Below are 16,586 nucleotides of genomic sequence, written 5' to 3'. Positions count from 1 at the left end.
TTGCTGATAATACTTGCGTTTATTAAGATCAAGTGTCAATAACTCAGCAACTAACTCAACTGAATTTATTTTCAGTGTTTACTCTTGCGATATTCTCCTGGAGATTGTCTATTTTGTCGTTTGAATGCCTTACTAAACGCTGCTTCCGATTGGTAGCCTACCTGCTCGGCGATCGCCGCTTTCTAGAGGAGGAGATCGTTGAGCGATGCCGACCGGGAGAAAATCGCATCCGACAACTGGGACCATCTGTGCGTCGGCGTTCGCCGCATAGCGGCGCTATGATCTGAAACGAAAGACTGCATTCTGGAGGAACCTGTGCAATGAGCGATCTCAAGCTTAAAATTGGCTGCTCTAACTACGACCACACGCGTGCGTTGTTCGATGGCACCGTAAAGATCGATGGCGTCGATGCCAGCTTCGAGAGCGCCCGCATTGTCTCGGACATTTTCGAGCGCATGGTGCGGCAGCGCGCATTTGACGTCTCGGAACTGGGATTGACGTTCTATCTACGCACCCTCGACCTCGATGATCCGCCGTTCATCGCGCTTCCGGTGTTTCCAAATCGTAATTTCCGACATTCGGCGATCTTCATCAACACGTCGAGTGGCATCGAAAAGCCGGAAGACCTCGCAGGCAAGACCATCGGCGAATTCGGGATTTACGGCCACGATGCGGGCGTGTGGCCAAAGGGGATTCTCTCGGACGAGTACGGCGTGACGCCGGACCAGTGCCGCTGGATCATCGGCGCCTCTGATTGGTACATGCCACCATTTGATTTCATCCCGCAACGGCATCCTGCGAACGTCGACGTAATGCCGGTGCCAGAAGGCAAAGCGTTGGGGCCGATGCTCGAAGCGGGAGAGATCGACGCGTTCATCTCGGCCGTTGCGCCGCAGTGCGTGCTGAATAACTCACCGCAAGTCGCGCGACTGTTTCCCGACTACGAGTCGGTCGAACGCGCGTACTACCGACGTACCGGCATCTTCCCGATCATGCACACGATCATAGTTCGCAAAGAGCTTCTCACGCAGCATCCGGCTCTCGTAAAGGCCATCTACCGAGGCTTTTGCGACGCGAAAGACGTTGCGATGGAGCAGTATCGGAAAGGCCTAATGGAGCAACACGGGAACCTTATGATACCGTGGTTTACTCCACTCTTCGAGGAAAACCGCCGCCTGTTCCCTGATGATTGGTGGCCGTACGGCGTCGAAGCGAATCGCAAGACGATTGACACTTTCTTGCGCTATTTCTTTGAACAAGGTCTCTCGAAGCGGCGGCTGACGTGCGAGGACATCTTCGTGCCTGAGCTACTCGGAACGTAACGCCGGCTGCTTGTCAAAGAACATGGTATTGTAACAGTTGCTCTAAAGAAGAATTACATTCTTATTCTCCCCTCTATGAAGCTCAAACCAAAAATCACGATTGCTGACCATTTTTTGGGAATAGAAGACCTATGAATTGACCGCACTAAACGACACAATTTAATTGATATCATGACGATTGCTATCGTAAGAGTGATTTGTGGCAGAACTAGCCCTCCCTTGCTTATTGCTCCCTGCTCAAGAGCCTCTTCGGTGAAAAATCAAAGTTTTATAATGGGATTTTCACACTGATGAATTAGAGGAGACTGTGACCACTACACTACACTGGCAAGAGCGGGTTGGTAATCAAAGGGATTGGGTTTGGCGGGGCTGGCAAACTCGCTATACTTACATTCGCCCTGCCCAAAATACCCACAAGACAACACCTCTGATTCTGTTACATGGCTTTGGCGCTTCCATTGGTCATTGGCGACATAATTTAGAGGTGTTGGGTGAGCATCACACAGTTTACGCCATTGATATGCTGGGTTTTGGCGCTTCTGAAAAAGCCGCAGCTAATTACAGCATCGAACTCTGGGTAGAGCAGGTTTACGACTTTTGGAAAACATTTATCCGTCAACCAGCGATTTTGGTGGGCAATTCCAACGGTTCACTAATTTCCATGGCCGCCGCCGCCACCCACCCCGACATGGTGCTAGGTATGGTGATGATGAGTTTACCCGACCCTTCACTAGAGCAAGAAGCAATTCCTTCTGTGCTGCAACCAGTCGTCAGAGCAATTAAAAATATTGTCGCTTCGCCGTTGATTCTAAAACCTGTATTTGACTTTGTGCGTCGTCCAGGGGTGCTGCGTCGCTGGGCAGGTCTTGCCTACGCTAAACCAGAGGCGATTACCGATGAACTTATAGAAATTTTAGCAGAGCCTCCCCAAGACAAAGGTTCGGCGAGGGCTTTTAGTGCTTTATTCAAAGCTGCCATTGGAATTAACTTTAGTCCCAGTGTCAAGGCAGTGTTACCAACCTTAACAATTCCGATGCTGTTAATTTGGGGACAAAAGGATCGGTTTGTTCCCCCAACCCTGGCCAACCAATTCGCCCAGTACAACGAAAGATTGGAAGTGCTGAATTTACCAGATGTAGGTCATTGTCCCCATGATGAATGTCCAGAACAAGTCAACCAAGCTATTTTAGATTGGATTGAGAGATCGGTTAGCGATCGCCAACCGTTGCTTACTTCCTAAATGTTATGCAATGGGAGCGATCGCGCCAGCCAGTACCTTTGCCACTATCGAATTTTGAATTGCTTAACACCTAGCCAATCGTGGCTTGGTTAGTGTCAACATCTGTAGCGCCATTCACAGAATTAGCTACAGAAATCATCTTGTTGAGAATTTCTTGACTGGGAACTTTACCTTTCAATACTACAGTGCTACCTGTTTGAGCAACCCAAAGGGTATCAACGTCATCAAGTTGGGGGTCTTGATCAAATGCCAACGCTACCCGCTTTGCCAAGCCACTTTGGTCGTATTCGCCGCTTAATCCTAAACGTTCTGGGGGGATTGATTGCGTATCAGTAGAAGCAACACTAGTACTAGGATCTGCCGCTATTGACTGCGGAATAGGATTTACTTCGGCATTTTGAGGTTTTTCCATTCCAAATAATCTTTGTAACCAACCCATAAAAACTTTTCTCCTATTAGAGGCTTATTAAACCTGAGTATAAAAGCTCTACAAAAATACCGCATCTACCAATCAAAAGAGATGCATTCAATAAAATTCCTCCTTGCAGAATGATTTCTGCCCAATTTCTCTCTAGAGAATACAATGAGTGCAGCTATTGAGTTTACAATAAAAGGTCACACTGACAATTAGTGCAGTAGTACGTTACCGTAGAAAAAAACATACATTTTACAAAATGTCAAGAGTTTATAACTTAAGGAATTTTGAATTTTGAATGAGTGAATTCTACCAAACGGTACTAGTGTTACGTTACTCAAATCCTGTTCTAGCCTCTGTTGGCGAAGATGAAACATACTCTTTCAGTTCTCGTTGAAGATGAGGCGGGTGTTCTTTCCCGCATTTCTAGTTTATTCGCCCGTCGCGGCTTTAATATTGAAAGCCTTGCTGTTGGCCCTGCTGAACAAGGAGGAGTCTCCCGAATTACGATGGTTATACCTGGTGACGATCGCATTCTTGAGCAACTCACCAAGCAACTGTACAAGTTAGTCAATGTGCTTAAGGTACAGGATATTACCGAAACTCCTTGCGTAGAGCGGGAATTGATGCTCTTAAAGGTGAATGCTACTAGCAGCAATCGCTCAGAAGTGATCGAACTGTCTCAGATTTTCCGGGCGCGAGTCGTGGATGTGGCGGAAGATTCTCTCACCTTAGAAGTTGTGGGAGATCCAGGTAAAATGGTAGCGATCGTGCAGGTGTTGCAAAAATTTGGTTTGAGAGAAATCGCCCGCACTGGCAAAATTGCTCTGACTCGTGAGTCGGGTGTGAATACCGAGTTACTCAAGTCTTTGGAAGCAAAAGTTTAGTTGGGAACTTAAATAAAGGCTTGTAAATAATTAACTTGTGGGGGCGCAGATGTGCGCCCCCAACGTGTGTTTCATTCAGAGACGCATATCGGTGAGCCAGGGAGTTGAGCGTGTTTTCTGATTTAAGAAGTAATAACTACTAACATACAATTAAGCATCTGCGGTTATGTCTTTTTATATGCACAAGTTACGCCAGATGGGTATGACGCAACCCTCCAGCAAGTCTTCTACCTGACGCTTAAGCTAGCACTTTCAGCCGAGAAATTTCCTTTATAGCGGTTCTCAATTGCATGGAATACAGACCACTCGTAGGGGCACAGCATTGCTGTGCCCCTACCATGTATTGCATCCAAACGAGAATTGCTATATATGCTGTTCCATCAAGATTTTATCAAACGCATCTAAAAAGTCATTAGACCCTAAAAAACTACGACATCTCTCGTTATTATGTCCAAATGAATGAGAGTGAGGTTAAAGCATCATGTACATCCCAAATGCTTTTCGAGAAGATGACATTGAGAAACTTGTCGCTTTCATGCGTGCCAATAGTTTTGCTACATTGGTGTCTATTGTGAATCATGTCCCTGTTGCCTCACATATTCCACTGGTTGTCACAGTGCAAAATAATGTGGTTAAGTTATCGGGTCATCTTGCTAAACCAAATCCTCAATGGCAAGTCTTTGGGGGAGACGAGGCACTTGCTGTCTTCAGTGGCCCCCATGCTTATATCTCGCCATCTTTGTATGAGAAGCAAGAGAGTGTACCGACGTGGAACTACATCGCTGTACACGCCTATGGTGTGCCCCAAGTTATTACCCTCAGTGATTCGCCAGAATTGATGGATAAGATGATTGAGGAGATGATTAACACCTATGACTCTGAGTATAAATCTCAATGGCATAGTTTATCTGATAACTTTCGCGAGGGAATGATGAACGGCATTATTGGCTTTGAGATAACCGTGACGCGATTGGAAGGCAAATACAAACTTAGCCAAAATCGCAGTCATTCTGACCAGAATAATGTTGCACATGAGTTGTTACAAAGTACAGAGTCAACTGTTCATGCCATAGGTACTGCAATGAAACAGAATCTTGAAACTGGTGAAATGCCAGGATAATCGTTGTAAAATTCCCATTCTGCTAATCGAGCAGCATCGACAGCAGCACAGTATAAAGCTAGTTTTTCGGTTTCAGCTTGTTGCTGCGCCAACATAGCCTGATAAGCTGGCTGGATAAAATTAGAGAAAGAGTAGGTTAATTTATGCAAACCGATGCATTAACAATGCAAGCCAATACATTAACAAGGCGGCCGATGCATTAACAATGCAAGCCAATACATTAACAATGCAAGCCATTACATTAATAAGGCGGCCGACACATTAATAATGTAAGCCAATGCATTAACAAGGCGGCCGACACATTAATAATGTAAGCCAATGCATTAACAAGGCGGCCGAAGCATTAACTTAACTTTGTAGTGCGATCGCAAACCATCTCTATGAGAATAGCTTGGCGCAGATAGCATCAATTCCCGTCAATTCTTGCTGTAAGTCAACCTGGTAGAGACATAGGAAGGGCGATCGCGACCAAAGGCGATGAATGCGATCGCAACTCCTTAGAGGGAAAAAGAGAAGAATTAATATAAACGCAAAGGAAGGCAAAAGAAAGCGCAAAGGAGCGCAGAGAAACCCCTCTGTGTACCTCTGCGTTTAACCACTGCGTGCCTATGCCTTTAAAAAATAATTTATTCAAGTTGCTCGATCATTCGTCGCTAATCAGTAGAACAATTTTACCCGTCACAGAACCGCTTTCAAGTAATTGGTGGACTTTAGCCGCTTCTTTCAAAGGAAACTTGTGACTAACGTGGATTTTTAACTTGCCTTCATCGATCCAGGTGGCACATTGTTCGAGAATTTCTGCATGATGCTGGAGACTCTCTTCCAATCCTAGCAACGCTGGTGCCAACATGAATTCTAAACCAATGCGGAGGTTGCGAGTTCTAGCAGTTTTCCAAACAGTATTAGCATCTGGTTCGAGAATCGTCACAATATCGCCATACACTCGCACTGCGGGGAAAGTTTTGTGAAAGGTTTCGCCGCCTACGGTATCAAAAGCCAAGTCTACGCCTTTGCCGCCAGTCCAATCTAATACCGCTTGCACAAAGTCTGTTTGTTTGTAAAAAATTACATGATCTGCACCGAGTTCTTTGACGAAATTAGCCTTTTCCTCAGAACTGACTGTGGTGGAAACAGTAGCACCTTTGAGTTTCGCCAATTGAATTGCTACATGACCGACACCACCAGCACCCCCATGAATCAAAACTTGTTCCCCAGGTTCCAATCGTCCCCGTTCGTATAAAGCTTCCCAAGCGGTGATTAACACCAAAGGCGCTGCTGCTGCTTCCGCAAAGGAGATAGACGGGGGTTTACGTGCCACAAACCGCTCATCCACAACGGTATATTCAGTATAATTGCCTTGGTGTGCGCCCAAGCCGCCATAGCAAAAATATACCTCATCGCCTGGGCGAAAACGCTGAACGTTAGCACCAACTGCTTCGACAATACCGGCACCATCACATCCTAAAATTGTCGGCAGGCGATCGGGGTAGAAACTGCCTCGGCTACGAAGTTTAGTGTCAATAGGGTTAATGCCAGCCGCCACCAAACGCACTAAAAGTTCAGTATTACCTACAGGAACAGCAGGGTTTGGCACTTCCTGTACTTGCAGAATTTCCGGACTGCCAGCTGCTGTCATCAAGACTGCTTTCACAACTCTTTCCTCCTGGCTTTAAATGCACGTTCATTTGCAACTTTAGCGCAAGAGGGTGGATACAGAGTTATGTTTTAGGGAAAACTGCGATCGCACCCTCATCCCTTATCTCACAGCGCAATGTATGAAAACAAGCTCCTAAAAAGGAAAAAACCGCGAAACTTGGTGTTTGACGGTTTACAATGTGGTGTGAGGAGTTTAACTATATATCATGATAAATTAGCTGCCCAACAACAACGCACTCGTAACAATTTTGGTAACAGACTTTTTTTAGCGACCTTAGAGCAAAGCACCACTACAACTAGAACCACAGCCACCAGTACAACCATAGCAATCAGCAGTAGTTTCTATCTCACTAATCAGGTCTAAACTGCCAGCTTCTAAAAGTTTGCTAACTATCAAGGTTTCACCATTGCGATTTGTCGCAGGCAAATTCATCATTTGGTTAAAGTCACAATCATATACATTGCCTAGATAGTCAATTGAAAGTTCATCGCTATTAAATGTTCAATTGTGCTGGGATTAAAATGTGACTCTAAAAACTGCAAATAGCTGATGTACAGTTTTCTAGATTCTGAATGCATTTTGGTTCTACCAACTGGTAGGTTGGTAATGGCGAAGAGGTTATTAAATACAATATTAAAATGTTCTTATAAGAACATTTTGTAATCTCGTTTTAGGTTAGTCTGTTCGGCAGCAAAGGAAAATTTTCACCCGTAGGTAACTGGGGATTAAATACTAAGTCCAAAATTTAATTTTGGTCTTTACCATAGCCAAGTTGGTTAAGTCACTACAAAACTTTAACTGAACTATCAAAAACACCAGTACCGTGCATTTTATTAACATTATCTGCTAGGTAGCAGGGCAGGGAAGCCACGACTATTACTTGGTATTTAGCAAATTCTTCTGATAAATCAGCAAATCTATCTTCAAAATAAATGGTCAAATTAAACATAGCAGAAATATATTAATTTTTTCTATCCTTGCAATAATCTGTAGGTTATTGCACTAATAATTGCAGCAGTAGGTAAAGTTAAAATCCACGATAATAATATCTGATAAAAAACACGCATATTGTTTTTTTTGCCAATCAACCCCACACCAAAAATTGAACCAACAGAAACATGAGTGGTGGAAACTGGAAGCCCAAAGCGACTAGCTGCAATAACTAAAACTCCAGTCACTATATTTGCTGATAAACCTTGAGGATGATTCATTGAGGTAATCTTTTCACTTATGGTTACTGCAACTTTTTGGGAGTTGAGTAAACCGCCAAGTGCCATTGCGATCGCTATCGTGATCATTCCTCCCTGAATCGAAAAATACTCAATAATTAGAATGAGTGAGAAAATCTTGGGAGTATCATTTAATCCTCTAGTAAAACTGACAATTCCAGCACTGATAAAATGACAAATATCAATCATTTTCTGACTAACTGGTAGGTTCCATTTAGAATTGATATAGCTAGATAAGCTGTAAATTCCTGCTCCCAAAGGAATAGCAATGATTGGACTGAGTAATAGAGGCAAAATAAAGGAAGTTCCCAAAGCTGCAAAATTAACTTTGAGTCCAATCGCAACTAATCCAGCACCAACCAGTGCACCTATTAAACTGTGAGTTGTGGAAATGGGAAACCCGATGAGGGTAGCAATCAGCACAGTTAAACCAGCAGCGATCGCTATTGCTATATGAAACTCTGGGGTGTTAGCGATCGCATCAGGCACTAGTCCTTTTCCAGAGAAGTTTTTAATTAGTGTACTTGCCAACAAAGTCGCAGTTCCTGCACCAGACAAAGTTGTAAAAGTTGCCCACAAAATTGCTGTTTGATAGCTGCTAGTTCGGCTACCAAACAGCGTTGCTACCCCTTTAAAATTATCATTTGCACCATTGGAATATGCTAAAAAGAGCGTGGCGATAAATAGACTAATTAACAACATTTTTGGGTTTATAAATTAACAGCAACGACCACTATAGTGCCAGCAACATACAGCACTTTGTGCATCCTAATATAATTAACTCTAAGTTGGATGAGTTTTTGCTGAGATTGCCAAAAACCTTAAATCTTTATATATTCAGAGACTTTGGGGCATCTGCGTTAGTCTAAATTTAACACTGGGGACTAGAAAAGAAGCAAGTGAAACAGGGAAAGAAGAACTATTGATTATTGACTAATCCCAATGCTCAATTCAATCACGCAATGTGTAGCCGACACCACTCACAGTTTGAATAAGGCACTTTTCGTTATTGGCCTCAAGTTTCAGACGCAGGTAGCGCATGTGAAGTTCGATGATGTTAGCATCGCCCATGAAGTGGTAACTCCAGACTTCCTCTAAAATGCGATCGCAGGTAATTACCTGTCGTGGATGGGCCAGTAAATATTCTAGTAAATCAAATTCCTTAGCAGTTAACTCAATTAACCGCTGATCTCGGTACACTTGGCGCGTGCGACGATTTAAACTTAGGTCTTCAAATTCTAAAACATCTGCTTTGTCTGCTTGGTGGCTTCTTCGCAGGTGAGCGCCGACTCTGGCTAATAATTCATCAACACCGAAGGGTTTAACCAGGTAATCATCAGCACCAGCGTCTAAACCTGCAATGCGATCGCTCACTTCATCTTTGACGGTTAATAAGATTATCGGCACTTGATCACCAATATTTCGTAGGCGACGGCAAATTTCCAACCCCGACAAACCCGGCAACATCCAGTCTAAAATTACTAAATCTAGATGTAACTCACGCGCTGCGGTGAGTGCAGTTAATCCATCGTAGGCGACGCTAACTTGATAACCTTCATAACTTAGCTCCAATTCGACAAATCGTGCCAGTTTGACTTCATCTTCAACCAGTAAGATGTGCGTCATAATCATGTTAATGATTTCAGCAGGGTACGGTAAGCAATAATACGGTTTGGAAACACTTTAGTGAGGTGCCAGCTACTTAATAGCCAAACATCTAAATTAGGTGTACTTAGCTTAGTATAAATCTGAGTAAGTAACAACCGTATGTCTGCAATTCCCGATGGCTGCTTGATCAAAGAACGATCCAACTAGCTATTAGCAATAGGCTGTGACATCTTCACCGCATTCATCGGCGAGATAACAGAGCGCTTTAAAACGCAAACCAACTACTTCTTCGTATAGGGGATTTAATTTACACATCGGAGGAATGTGAAATAGCTTCCGACCAAACATTGTGATGTCTCGCTCAAAGGGACACTGAGCAGGAATAGCTTTGCACAGGAAATGAGCCAATTTGGAGTTATGAATTTTTATCGTTTCCAACCACTCGCGGACTGGGTGCAGTAGATCATTGTGTAACCAGACTTGAATAAAGCTTGTCATAATTGTTCACCTTGATAATTTCAAATTAGATTGAGTTTGTTGTATTTGAACCTCTATAAATACATACGGTTAGGTTCTATAGTTTTATGCAGTGATTGCTCGTTCTTTGGTTCTCTACAGAGATAGAATAAGTCTCTAGGCACACTGTTAACTACACATTCAATTGCCAAAATTCCGGATGATTTATACCGTCCCCAAAAATTTTTGCAACAAATGAATTGGCTGTAGGGACTTACATCTGTACATTGGTGTCAACTTAAGGGACTGACAAAAAATAAATTATCCAAAATTATTTGTACATTTGTAGGGGATCTTGGCCTTGCGCCCCTACGATGGGATGTTTTTTTTAACTGGAAGTCCCTAAGCGCAAACCCTTTTAAAACCTCGTTTCCAGCCAGAGGCTGGAAATGCTCTTCAATTGCGGCAGAGCCGCAAGTCTTGAGGCGGCAGCCCCCCATTAGGCATTCCCACTCTTAACGAGACAATCTCTAAAAGCTTGTTGTAGAAAGGCTTTGACGTTAAGTTGACACCCATGAATTTTGACTTTTGACTTTTGACTTTTGACTTCCCCGTTCGCGTAGCGTCTCGCAGAGAAGGGGCTGACATCTGTACGCCCCTCGCAACGTATTTTTAACAGAATTTTGTGAAATGGTAATGTGCCAAAGGCTAGGCTAGATATTGCTGCACTGCAAAGCTATAACCAACTTCTTGGAGGCGCAGCTAAACTTACCCTAAAAAAGCATCAAGCTTCAGGGAAGCTGCGAAAACTAATGACTGATGACTTTTTCAGTAACAAAAAGCTACTTTTTGACCTATGGGCATCAAGTTACGACTGGCTCTTTCCTTCAGTGTTTTATCGAGCCGTTCACAAACGGTTACTGGAGTATGTCGATTTACCAGAGTCAGCAAATGTACTTGATATCGGCTGTGGTACTGGACGCTTACTTGAACGCCTTGCTACTCAGTTTCCCGATCTGCAAGCCACCGGATTGGATTTATCTGCTAATATGTTGCGGGTAGCAAGACAGAGTAACTGCCACCGTCCACGTTTAATTTATATCGAGGGGAAAGCAGAGTCTCTTCCCTTTGCTGATGGTCAATTTGATGCTGTTTTCAGCACTATCAGCTTTTTGCACTATTTGGAACCTAAACAAGTAGTTAGTGAAATAGCACGGGTACTTTCTCCCGGTGGACGCTTTTACTTGGTTGACATTACCTCCAAAAAAGAGTCAGAACCTCAATTATTGCCAGTCTCTCCCCGGGGAATTAGACTCTACAGCCCTAATCAACGTCAACTTCTTGGCTTCTGTGCTGGGTTATTGTGTTTGAATCACCACTATTTACTAGGGCCTGTCTTACTAACGATTTTTACAAAACCTCCCTTGGATTGATGGATAACACCAATTTGAACAATGATTGCGACAGATGGGGCGCTCAAAGCGATTACCAGCAACTCTTTCACAATCCAAAATCCAAAATCCAAAATCAGATAACTTTCTCCCGTTAAAAAGGCTTGCTCTAATTCTCTCCTTTTTAAGGAGGATTAGGGAGGATCAAGCCTTAACTGATCTCGATATTCCATAAACACCACAGGAACTTTGAGCAGCTTTTTAGCTAATTGCGAAAATCTATATTTACCCTTGAGCGTAGACAAGCCTCTTGTCCTGGGAAATTGTGGCAAGTCTTCAAAACATATTGGTACAAAGTCAAAGCGACTGTAAAACTGCGCCAATCGTTCACCCAAACATTCAAGATAAAGTGGTTGTGTTGCTGTATTAATCAAATGCTGCGTTAGCAAAGTGCCCAAACCGCAACCTCTCCAAGCTGATGCAACGACCAAACTACCAAGTTCTTGTGCCCCTGAGAAATTACGAAGCTGTCCACAAGCTACCAGATTGCGTAGGCTTTGCCCGCCGTAGGCATCGCATTCAATTACCCAAAATTGCTGCCAATTTAATTGGGTTGGGTCGAGTTTCGCTGAGAATACCAGCAATCGAATCGACCACTGATCCCCAGAGGTTGCCTTGCGAAGGACACATCCAGATGGTAACGATAGATTGCTCTGGTTCATTAATTACACTTTGCTAGTTTGTATCACAATCATCACACCATATTATTCACTCAGATCATTTGCTATTTCCTGCCAACTATCAATAAAGCAATTTCAAAAGCATCTTGGACATCAAACCCGTTCCAAGTTCTCCCTTAACGACAGCAAGCGTTCTAAGGTTAACAAATTCTATATTTATGGATTTTTGTTAGCATACCTGAGTAGTACTAAACAATACTTCCGATAGAGGTGAAATCAGCCATAACTAGATTCTAGATAGATGCACTCAAACCCCGAATTTTCTTAAGATAATGCCAAGAATAAATGATTAGGAATGTAATCATGGCTGAAGAACAAAAATCTAATAATCCAGAAACTACGCCTACTGCTTCTGGAGGTTACCAAACCACCGTTGACGAAAGTACCCGCAAAACTGGCGATGCTGAAAAGACTGATGGTAAACCCTCTGCTACACCAGAAGCACCAGAAAACGATTCTGTAGCAGGTAGCCCCAATCAGGGAACTGAGTCACGTTAATTGGTTTGAAGTTTGCCTAGTTTCAATAATCTAATTGAGTTTTTTCTAGTAACCCAGATTTAGTAAACTTTGAAGTGGATAGTTGTGATTTATATCATGATTATCCACTTATTTTATTGTGTGAGAATTGTTTTTAGGGAGGGTGGAGGCTGGTATGGTAAGTGCGTAGGTGCAGGCCGCTGTAGGCAGTCCTTTGGGATTATACTATTGTTTCTTTGATTTTACTCCATACTGAAGAAATGATTTTCCTTGCACCTAGTTATATATTTGATATTAATATTTCTAAATATAATATCTGATGTTTGTCAGCACAGCGTTAAGCAGAAATCACCTATTCCTGAAAATCTGCTAAAGTTCACGATTCTTAATCATGCCAGCTTCCCTCCGTGGCTGACAGAAATCCCATAATCCAATAGGCTGATCTTAAAGCGGTGATTTTTCACAAAGCTCATCTGCATAAAAAGGTAGGCTCCATTGTCCAGCACTTTTGGATAACCATGTGTAACATGTTGCCTATTCTCTATCATCACTTAGTCGTTAATAACTAATTATACAGAAAATGCCCCTTAAAATCGTCCAAAACTTTGATGGCAGTTTCACTCTTGAAGCACAAGCTCAAGAAACTCTATTCAATTTATTGACAAGCGTTGCTTTCTTAAACCAAATTCGTCAACAGTTACAGTGTGAACAAGTAAAATTTACAGAATTACTTTTCCAACCAGTTCCTTACAGCTTAACTACCACTAAAGGAATGCCAGCAGAATTTGAAAAGTATCATGAATCTGATGAGTATGCCATCATCAACGTTCCACCAAATTTCATGTTTAGTGCTAAGATTTTTAAACCCAGTCGCCTTTGTGCAATTTACCAAAAATTGGGTAATGAGTAATTATCAAGATAATTTTTCCCTAATTAGCAATTCTCAATTCTGAAGGCAAATAGTAAGTTTGATATTTGATGTATGGCTCTTGAAACGAATCTTTCTTCTTTGGCAACCCTGGAATACATTCCTTACATTGACGATCACGGTCAATTACCCGAACAATTTCAGAGTAAAATCGGGGTATATGCTATTTTTGACCAAGAAAAAGTACTCCAATTTGTAGGATACTCCCGTGATGTTTATCTAAGCCTCAAGCAGCATTTAGTCCGTCAGCCACAGCATTGTTATTGGGTAAAAGTTCAAACTATTGAACGCCCTAGTCGCACAATTTTAGAAAATACTGAAAATGCTTGGATTGCTGAAAATGGCAGTGTACCTTGGGGAAATGGGGATCACAAGGAAAAATGGACTCATCCCATTGATGTGAAAGTGATAATGACACCTGAAGAACAGGCAAAATATCAAAATCCAGCTAATGATGAATTAGCACAAATAAAAATTATTAAAAATGTGGCACGGAGAGTAGAAGCAGAAATTTCAACGCAATTGCTAGAAGTGCGTGGTTTGCAAATGCAAATTCGCTTCAATCCTAAATTGAAAGAAGAAGGTTTACTAGATTTGAAATGATGTAGTTTTGGGGAAAACTATCTTATAAATCTCGCTTGTAATCTTTGATGACAATACAGCTGCTGAACGATCGCTATCAAGTTATCCGTACACTGGGTGCTGGTGGGTTTGGTGAAACCTATTTAGCAGAAGATACCTATATGCCTTCAAAGCGGCGTTGTGTGGTTAAACAGCTAAGACCGATTCACAATAATCCCCAAATTTACCAGATAGTGCAAGAGAGGTTTCAACGGGAAGCAGCTATTTTAGAAGAACTCGGTGGCGCAAATGACCAAATTCCAGCATTGTATGCCTACTTCTCCTCAGGCGGACAATTTTACTTAGTTCAAGAGTGGATTGAAGGCGATACCCTAACTGGAAAAGTCCAGAAGCAGGGGCTATTTAGTGAAGGTGCTGTCCAGGAATTATTCATGAATTTATTACCCGTCCTGGATTACGTTCACTCTAAGCATATCGTTCACCGCGATATCAAACCGGATAACATCATTGTGCGTCATCGGGATGGTAAACCGGTGCTGATTGATTTTGGTGCTGTACGGGAATCAATGGGAACAGTGGTGAATTCTCAAGGCAATCCTACCAGTTCGATTGTGATTGGTACACCAGGCTATATGCCGAGTGAACAAGCCGCAGGTAGACCAGTTTTTTCTAGTGATTTATACAGTTTAGGAATGACGGTAATTTATTTGTTGACTGGTAGACAAGCCCAACAACTAGAAACGGATTCCCAGACGGGTGAAATTGTCTGGCGACAGTATGCCAGTCATCTTAGCCCAATCATCGCAGGAGTGATCGATAAAGCGATCGCTTATCATCCGCGCGATCGCTACCCCACAGCCAGAGCAATGCTGGATACTTTGCAGAGCATAGCAAATCCTATTCCACCGACGCAACCCCTCTTGACTCAACCGACTATAGTCTCTGCACCGCCACCTCAGACAGTGCCTGTCAAACCACAGCCTAACCCTCAAGGTAATAGTCAGAATAATATCCTTATCGGCAGTTTAATCGCAGGTGGGTTAATTGGTGCATCTGTGATTATTAGCCAGGTATTAACAAAATCTTCTCAATCTACAGCAGACAAAACGGTGTTACCTTCACAAACACCCTCAACTGTCACAAGCCCCGTCATAGAAACTCCCAAATTGATCCCAACGACCCCATTTCCTACTCAATCTACACCTACCCCAACTACATCAATACCGCCAGTTGATACTAGCACTGTCAACACTTATTTCTGGCTTTCCCAAAGACTTGTAACTGATGCAGATTTGGATGGTAAAGACGGTTTTGAACTAGATATTATGCGAAATTCGATTTTTGCCAGTCACGGTCGCCGTTTTAATATTTCTGAATTACAAGATTACTTTAATAACCAACCTTGGTATCGTCCTATATATTTACCAAAAGCATTTCCACCTAAATTGTTGTCAAAATTAGAGCAACAGAATGTAGATTATATCAGCAAATATCAAGCTCGTTACGGCTTGAGATATTTTAAGAAATAAGATTTTCATAATTATACCATTTCAGGAAATACCTGATATATATCAGTAGGGGCATACTGCTGTACGCCCTGATAACCAATGCATTTTTTGCAAATATTTTTGAGAAATGCTATACTTTCTAAGTATATTTGCTTGGACTTATCAAAGGATTTCTTTGCTACTTATTAGATAATATATAGGTTAGCTAATGTAATATATTGGACAGATTATTAAATATTTAATAGTCTAAAATCGCCAAATATCAAAGGCTAATCCTAGTGAAGTCTATATAGAGTAAGAGATAAACTCTGTTCTTTTCCCCCAAAGTCCATCTTTAGATACTAGGCAGTTTCAGAACCAGGCATTTCTATTTAAGATATAAAATTGCTATATCCAAGATAAGCAATCCATAAGTTAAAAAAATGCCATGTTTATATTTTCTTTGTTATTTTGTATTTAACGGGACAGTTCTTCCTGATTTGGTGGGTTTAAATAACAATTAGTTAAACGATTTCCCCCCAAAGATGCATGTAAATTCTTTGCATTGTGCTTACTTTACTTTCCAATTTACAAGCAAAATGCAAATTGACCAGACAGATTACATAGTAATATTCCCAATCTGCAAATAGCTTATCTACACTAGGAAAACCTTGCCTACGACTATGCTTAAAACAAAAAATCGACGTATTTTTCTGCCTGGTTTTATTAACCCTTTAGAAGAAAAGGATCAAACAGTCCGTAAAAAGCAATTTGCTTTACCTAAATTAGATTTACTGCAACCATTACGTCAATCGCTGGACAAATTTGAGATTCAGAATCGGAAATTAGCCAGATTTATTGCTAAACTGATTCCTGCCCAGTGTCCATTCGAGCGTGATATCATGCTTTTTGGTCGCACAATAGGCCATATTCCGCCAATGTGCAAACTCAATCCGCTTTATAACGAACTTGTCTACTTGCGTTTTCGGGCCTTGTGTTATCTAGTAGATCAGTGTGGAGAGGATATTCAATCCTACTGCTGATAAC

At 42.1% G+C, this 16,586-nt stretch carries 18 protein-coding genes and 2 pseudogenes; 11 read left to right on the top strand and 9 right to left on the bottom strand.

Features of this window, described 5'->3' with window-relative positions; genetic code table 11:
• Positions 1–71: 71 nt before the first annotated feature.
• A complete protein-coding gene (locus V7K40_RS31515) occupies positions 72–173 on the bottom strand; it encodes a hypothetical protein (RefSeq protein ID WP_334966868.1) in 102 nt (33 codons plus the stop codon).
• Positions 174–320: 147 nt separating this feature from the next.
• Between V7K40_RS31515 and V7K40_RS31510 the strand changes: the two genes are divergently transcribed.
• The 3 genes and pseudogenes from V7K40_RS31510 to V7K40_RS31500 all read left to right on the top strand — a co-directional run bounded on the left by V7K40_RS31510 (position 321) and on the right by V7K40_RS31500 (position 2,562).
• A complete protein-coding gene (locus V7K40_RS31510; protein WP_334966810.1) occupies positions 321–1,322 on the top strand; it encodes a hypothetical protein in 1,002 nt (333 codons plus the stop codon).
• 75 nt (positions 1,323–1,397) lie between these two features.
• A pseudogene (locus V7K40_RS31505) lies at positions 1,398–1,526 on the top strand (ISAs1 family transposase); the annotation flags it as partial.
• Positions 1,527–1,629: 103 nt separating this feature from the next.
• Positions 1,630–2,562 (top strand): alpha/beta fold hydrolase, encoded by a 933-nt coding sequence (locus tag V7K40_RS31500; RefSeq protein ID WP_334966809.1) that lies wholly within the window; start codon positions 1,630–1,632, stop codon positions 2,560–2,562.
• 70 nt (positions 2,563–2,632) lie between these two features.
• Here V7K40_RS31500 and V7K40_RS31495 read toward each other — a convergent pair whose 3' ends face one another.
• Positions 2,633–3,001 carry a BON domain-containing protein gene (locus tag V7K40_RS31495; protein ID WP_334966808.1) on the bottom strand — a complete coding sequence of 123 codons (369 nt, stop codon included), beginning with the start codon at positions 2,999–3,001 and terminating at the stop codon, positions 2,633–2,635.
• 344 nt (positions 3,002–3,345) lie between these two features.
• Here V7K40_RS31495 and ilvN point away from each other — a divergent pair, with 344 nt between their 5' ends.
• Positions 3,346–3,864, top strand: a complete 519-nt coding sequence (gene ilvN, locus V7K40_RS31490; RefSeq protein ID WP_334966807.1) for an acetolactate synthase small subunit — start codon at positions 3,346–3,348, stop codon at positions 3,862–3,864.
• 481 nt (positions 3,865–4,345) lie between these two features.
• The gene (locus V7K40_RS31485) at positions 4,346–4,984 is read left to right on the top strand and encodes an FMN-binding negative transcriptional regulator (RefSeq protein WP_334966806.1); all 639 of its coding nucleotides are present in this window, start codon (positions 4,346–4,348) and stop codon (positions 4,982–4,984) included.
• Between the two features lie 643 nt (positions 4,985–5,627).
• Here the strand turns inward: V7K40_RS31485 and V7K40_RS31480 are convergent.
• From V7K40_RS31480 to V7K40_RS31455, 6 genes and pseudogenes are all read right to left on the bottom strand, one after another.
• The gene (locus V7K40_RS31480; RefSeq protein WP_334966805.1) at positions 5,628–6,635 is read right to left on the bottom strand and encodes a zinc-dependent alcohol dehydrogenase family protein; all 1,008 of its coding nucleotides are present in this window, start codon (positions 6,633–6,635) and stop codon (positions 5,628–5,630) included.
• A 279-nt stretch (positions 6,636–6,914) separates the two neighbouring features.
• Positions 6,915–7,584, bottom strand: a pseudogene (locus V7K40_RS31475) (DUF3641 domain-containing protein); the annotation flags it as partial.
• Positions 7,585–7,612: 28 nt separating this feature from the next.
• Complete coding sequence (locus V7K40_RS31470) at positions 7,613–8,572, bottom strand: inorganic phosphate transporter (RefSeq protein WP_334966804.1); 960 nt, start codon at positions 8,570–8,572, stop codon at positions 7,613–7,615.
• 249 nt (positions 8,573–8,821) lie between these two features.
• Positions 8,822–9,496, bottom strand: a complete 675-nt coding sequence (locus V7K40_RS31465; protein ID WP_334966803.1) for a response regulator transcription factor — start codon at positions 9,494–9,496, stop codon at positions 8,822–8,824.
• A 192-nt stretch (positions 9,497–9,688) separates the two neighbouring features.
• Positions 9,689–9,976, bottom strand: coding sequence for a Mo-dependent nitrogenase C-terminal domain-containing protein (locus tag V7K40_RS31460; protein WP_273764859.1), 288 nt, complete (start codon positions 9,974–9,976; stop codon positions 9,689–9,691).
• A 414-nt stretch (positions 9,977–10,390) separates the two neighbouring features.
• Entirely contained in the window at positions 10,391–10,582 is a 192-nt protein-coding gene (locus tag V7K40_RS31455) for a hypothetical protein (RefSeq protein WP_334966802.1), read from the bottom strand.
• Between the two features lie 164 nt (positions 10,583–10,746).
• Between V7K40_RS31455 and V7K40_RS31450 the strand changes: the two genes are divergently transcribed.
• Positions 10,747–11,367, top strand: coding sequence for a class I SAM-dependent methyltransferase (locus V7K40_RS31450; protein WP_334966867.1), 621 nt, complete (start codon positions 10,747–10,749; stop codon positions 11,365–11,367).
• A gap of 152 nt (positions 11,368–11,519) precedes the next feature.
• On the opposite strand, the gene V7K40_RS31445 is transcribed toward V7K40_RS31450, so the two are convergent.
• Positions 11,520–12,047, bottom strand: coding sequence for a GNAT family N-acetyltransferase (locus tag V7K40_RS31445; protein WP_334966801.1), 528 nt, complete (start codon positions 12,045–12,047; stop codon positions 11,520–11,522).
• Between the two features lie 321 nt (positions 12,048–12,368).
• Here V7K40_RS31445 and V7K40_RS31440 point away from each other — a divergent pair, with 321 nt between their 5' ends.
• From V7K40_RS31440 to V7K40_RS31420, 5 genes are all read left to right on the top strand, one after another.
• Positions 12,369–12,563, top strand: coding sequence for a hypothetical protein (locus V7K40_RS31440; protein WP_334966800.1), 195 nt, complete (start codon positions 12,369–12,371; stop codon positions 12,561–12,563).
• A gap of 559 nt (positions 12,564–13,122) precedes the next feature.
• Complete coding sequence (locus V7K40_RS31435; RefSeq protein ID WP_334966799.1) at positions 13,123–13,452, top strand: hypothetical protein; 330 nt, start codon at positions 13,123–13,125, stop codon at positions 13,450–13,452.
• Positions 13,453–13,524: 72 nt separating this feature from the next.
• Positions 13,525–14,073 (top strand): GIY-YIG nuclease family protein, encoded by a 549-nt coding sequence (locus tag V7K40_RS31430; RefSeq protein WP_334966798.1) that lies wholly within the window; start codon positions 13,525–13,527, stop codon positions 14,071–14,073.
• A gap of 47 nt (positions 14,074–14,120) precedes the next feature.
• Positions 14,121–15,581 (top strand): YARHG domain-containing protein, encoded by a 1,461-nt coding sequence (locus V7K40_RS31425; RefSeq protein ID WP_334966796.1) that lies wholly within the window; start codon positions 14,121–14,123, stop codon positions 15,579–15,581.
• A gap of 641 nt (positions 15,582–16,222) precedes the next feature.
• On the top strand, positions 16,223–16,582 hold the full coding sequence (locus tag V7K40_RS31420) for a Mo-dependent nitrogenase C-terminal domain-containing protein (RefSeq protein WP_334966794.1): 360 nt from the start codon (positions 16,223–16,225) through the stop codon (positions 16,580–16,582).
• Positions 16,583–16,586 lie beyond the last annotated feature (4 nt).

This window comes from Nostoc sp., from assembly GCF_036917195.1.
In the GTDB taxonomy this organism is placed as follows: domain Bacteria; phylum Cyanobacteriota; class Cyanobacteriia; order Cyanobacteriales; family Nostocaceae; genus Nostoc.
This window is presented reverse-complemented; position numbering and strand designations above follow the sequence as displayed.

Coding starts and splice junctions, on each gene's coding strand:
- V7K40_RS31485 (WP_334966806.1), top strand. CDS start 4,346: ATGTACATCCCAAATGCTTTTCGAGAAGATGACATTGAGAAACTTGTC.
- V7K40_RS31470 (WP_334966804.1), bottom strand. CDS start 8,572: ATGTTGTTAATTAGTCTATTTATCGCCACGCTCTTTTTAGCATATTCC.
- V7K40_RS31450 (WP_334966867.1), top strand. CDS start 10,747: ATGACTGATGACTTTTTCAGTAACAAAAAGCTACTTTTTGACCTATGG.
- V7K40_RS31420 (WP_334966794.1), top strand. CDS start 16,223: ATGCTTAAAACAAAAAATCGACGTATTTTTCTGCCTGGTTTTATTAAC.
- V7K40_RS31445 (WP_334966801.1), bottom strand. CDS start 12,047: ATGAACCAGAGCAATCTATCGTTACCATCTGGATGTGTCCTTCGCAAG.
- V7K40_RS31435 (WP_334966799.1), top strand. CDS start 13,123: ATGCCCCTTAAAATCGTCCAAAACTTTGATGGCAGTTTCACTCTTGAA.
- V7K40_RS31430 (WP_334966798.1), top strand. CDS start 13,525: ATGGCTCTTGAAACGAATCTTTCTTCTTTGGCAACCCTGGAATACATT.
- ilvN (WP_334966807.1), top strand. CDS start 3,346: ATGAAACATACTCTTTCAGTTCTCGTTGAAGATGAGGCGGGTGTTCTT.
- V7K40_RS31425 (WP_334966796.1), top strand. CDS start 14,121: ATGACAATACAGCTGCTGAACGATCGCTATCAAGTTATCCGTACACTG.
- V7K40_RS31465 (WP_334966803.1), bottom strand. CDS start 9,496: ATGACGCACATCTTACTGGTTGAAGATGAAGTCAAACTGGCACGATTT.
- V7K40_RS31510 (WP_334966810.1), top strand. CDS start 321: ATGAGCGATCTCAAGCTTAAAATTGGCTGCTCTAACTACGACCACACG.
- V7K40_RS31455 (WP_334966802.1), bottom strand. CDS start 10,582: ATGTCAGCCCCTTCTCTGCGAGACGCTACGCGAACGGGGAAGTCAAAA.
- V7K40_RS31495 (WP_334966808.1), bottom strand. CDS start 3,001: ATGGGTTGGTTACAAAGATTATTTGGAATGGAAAAACCTCAAAATGCC.
- V7K40_RS31440 (WP_334966800.1), top strand. CDS start 12,369: ATGGCTGAAGAACAAAAATCTAATAATCCAGAAACTACGCCTACTGCT.
- V7K40_RS31460 (WP_273764859.1), bottom strand. CDS start 9,976: ATGACAAGCTTTATTCAAGTCTGGTTACACAATGATCTACTGCACCCA.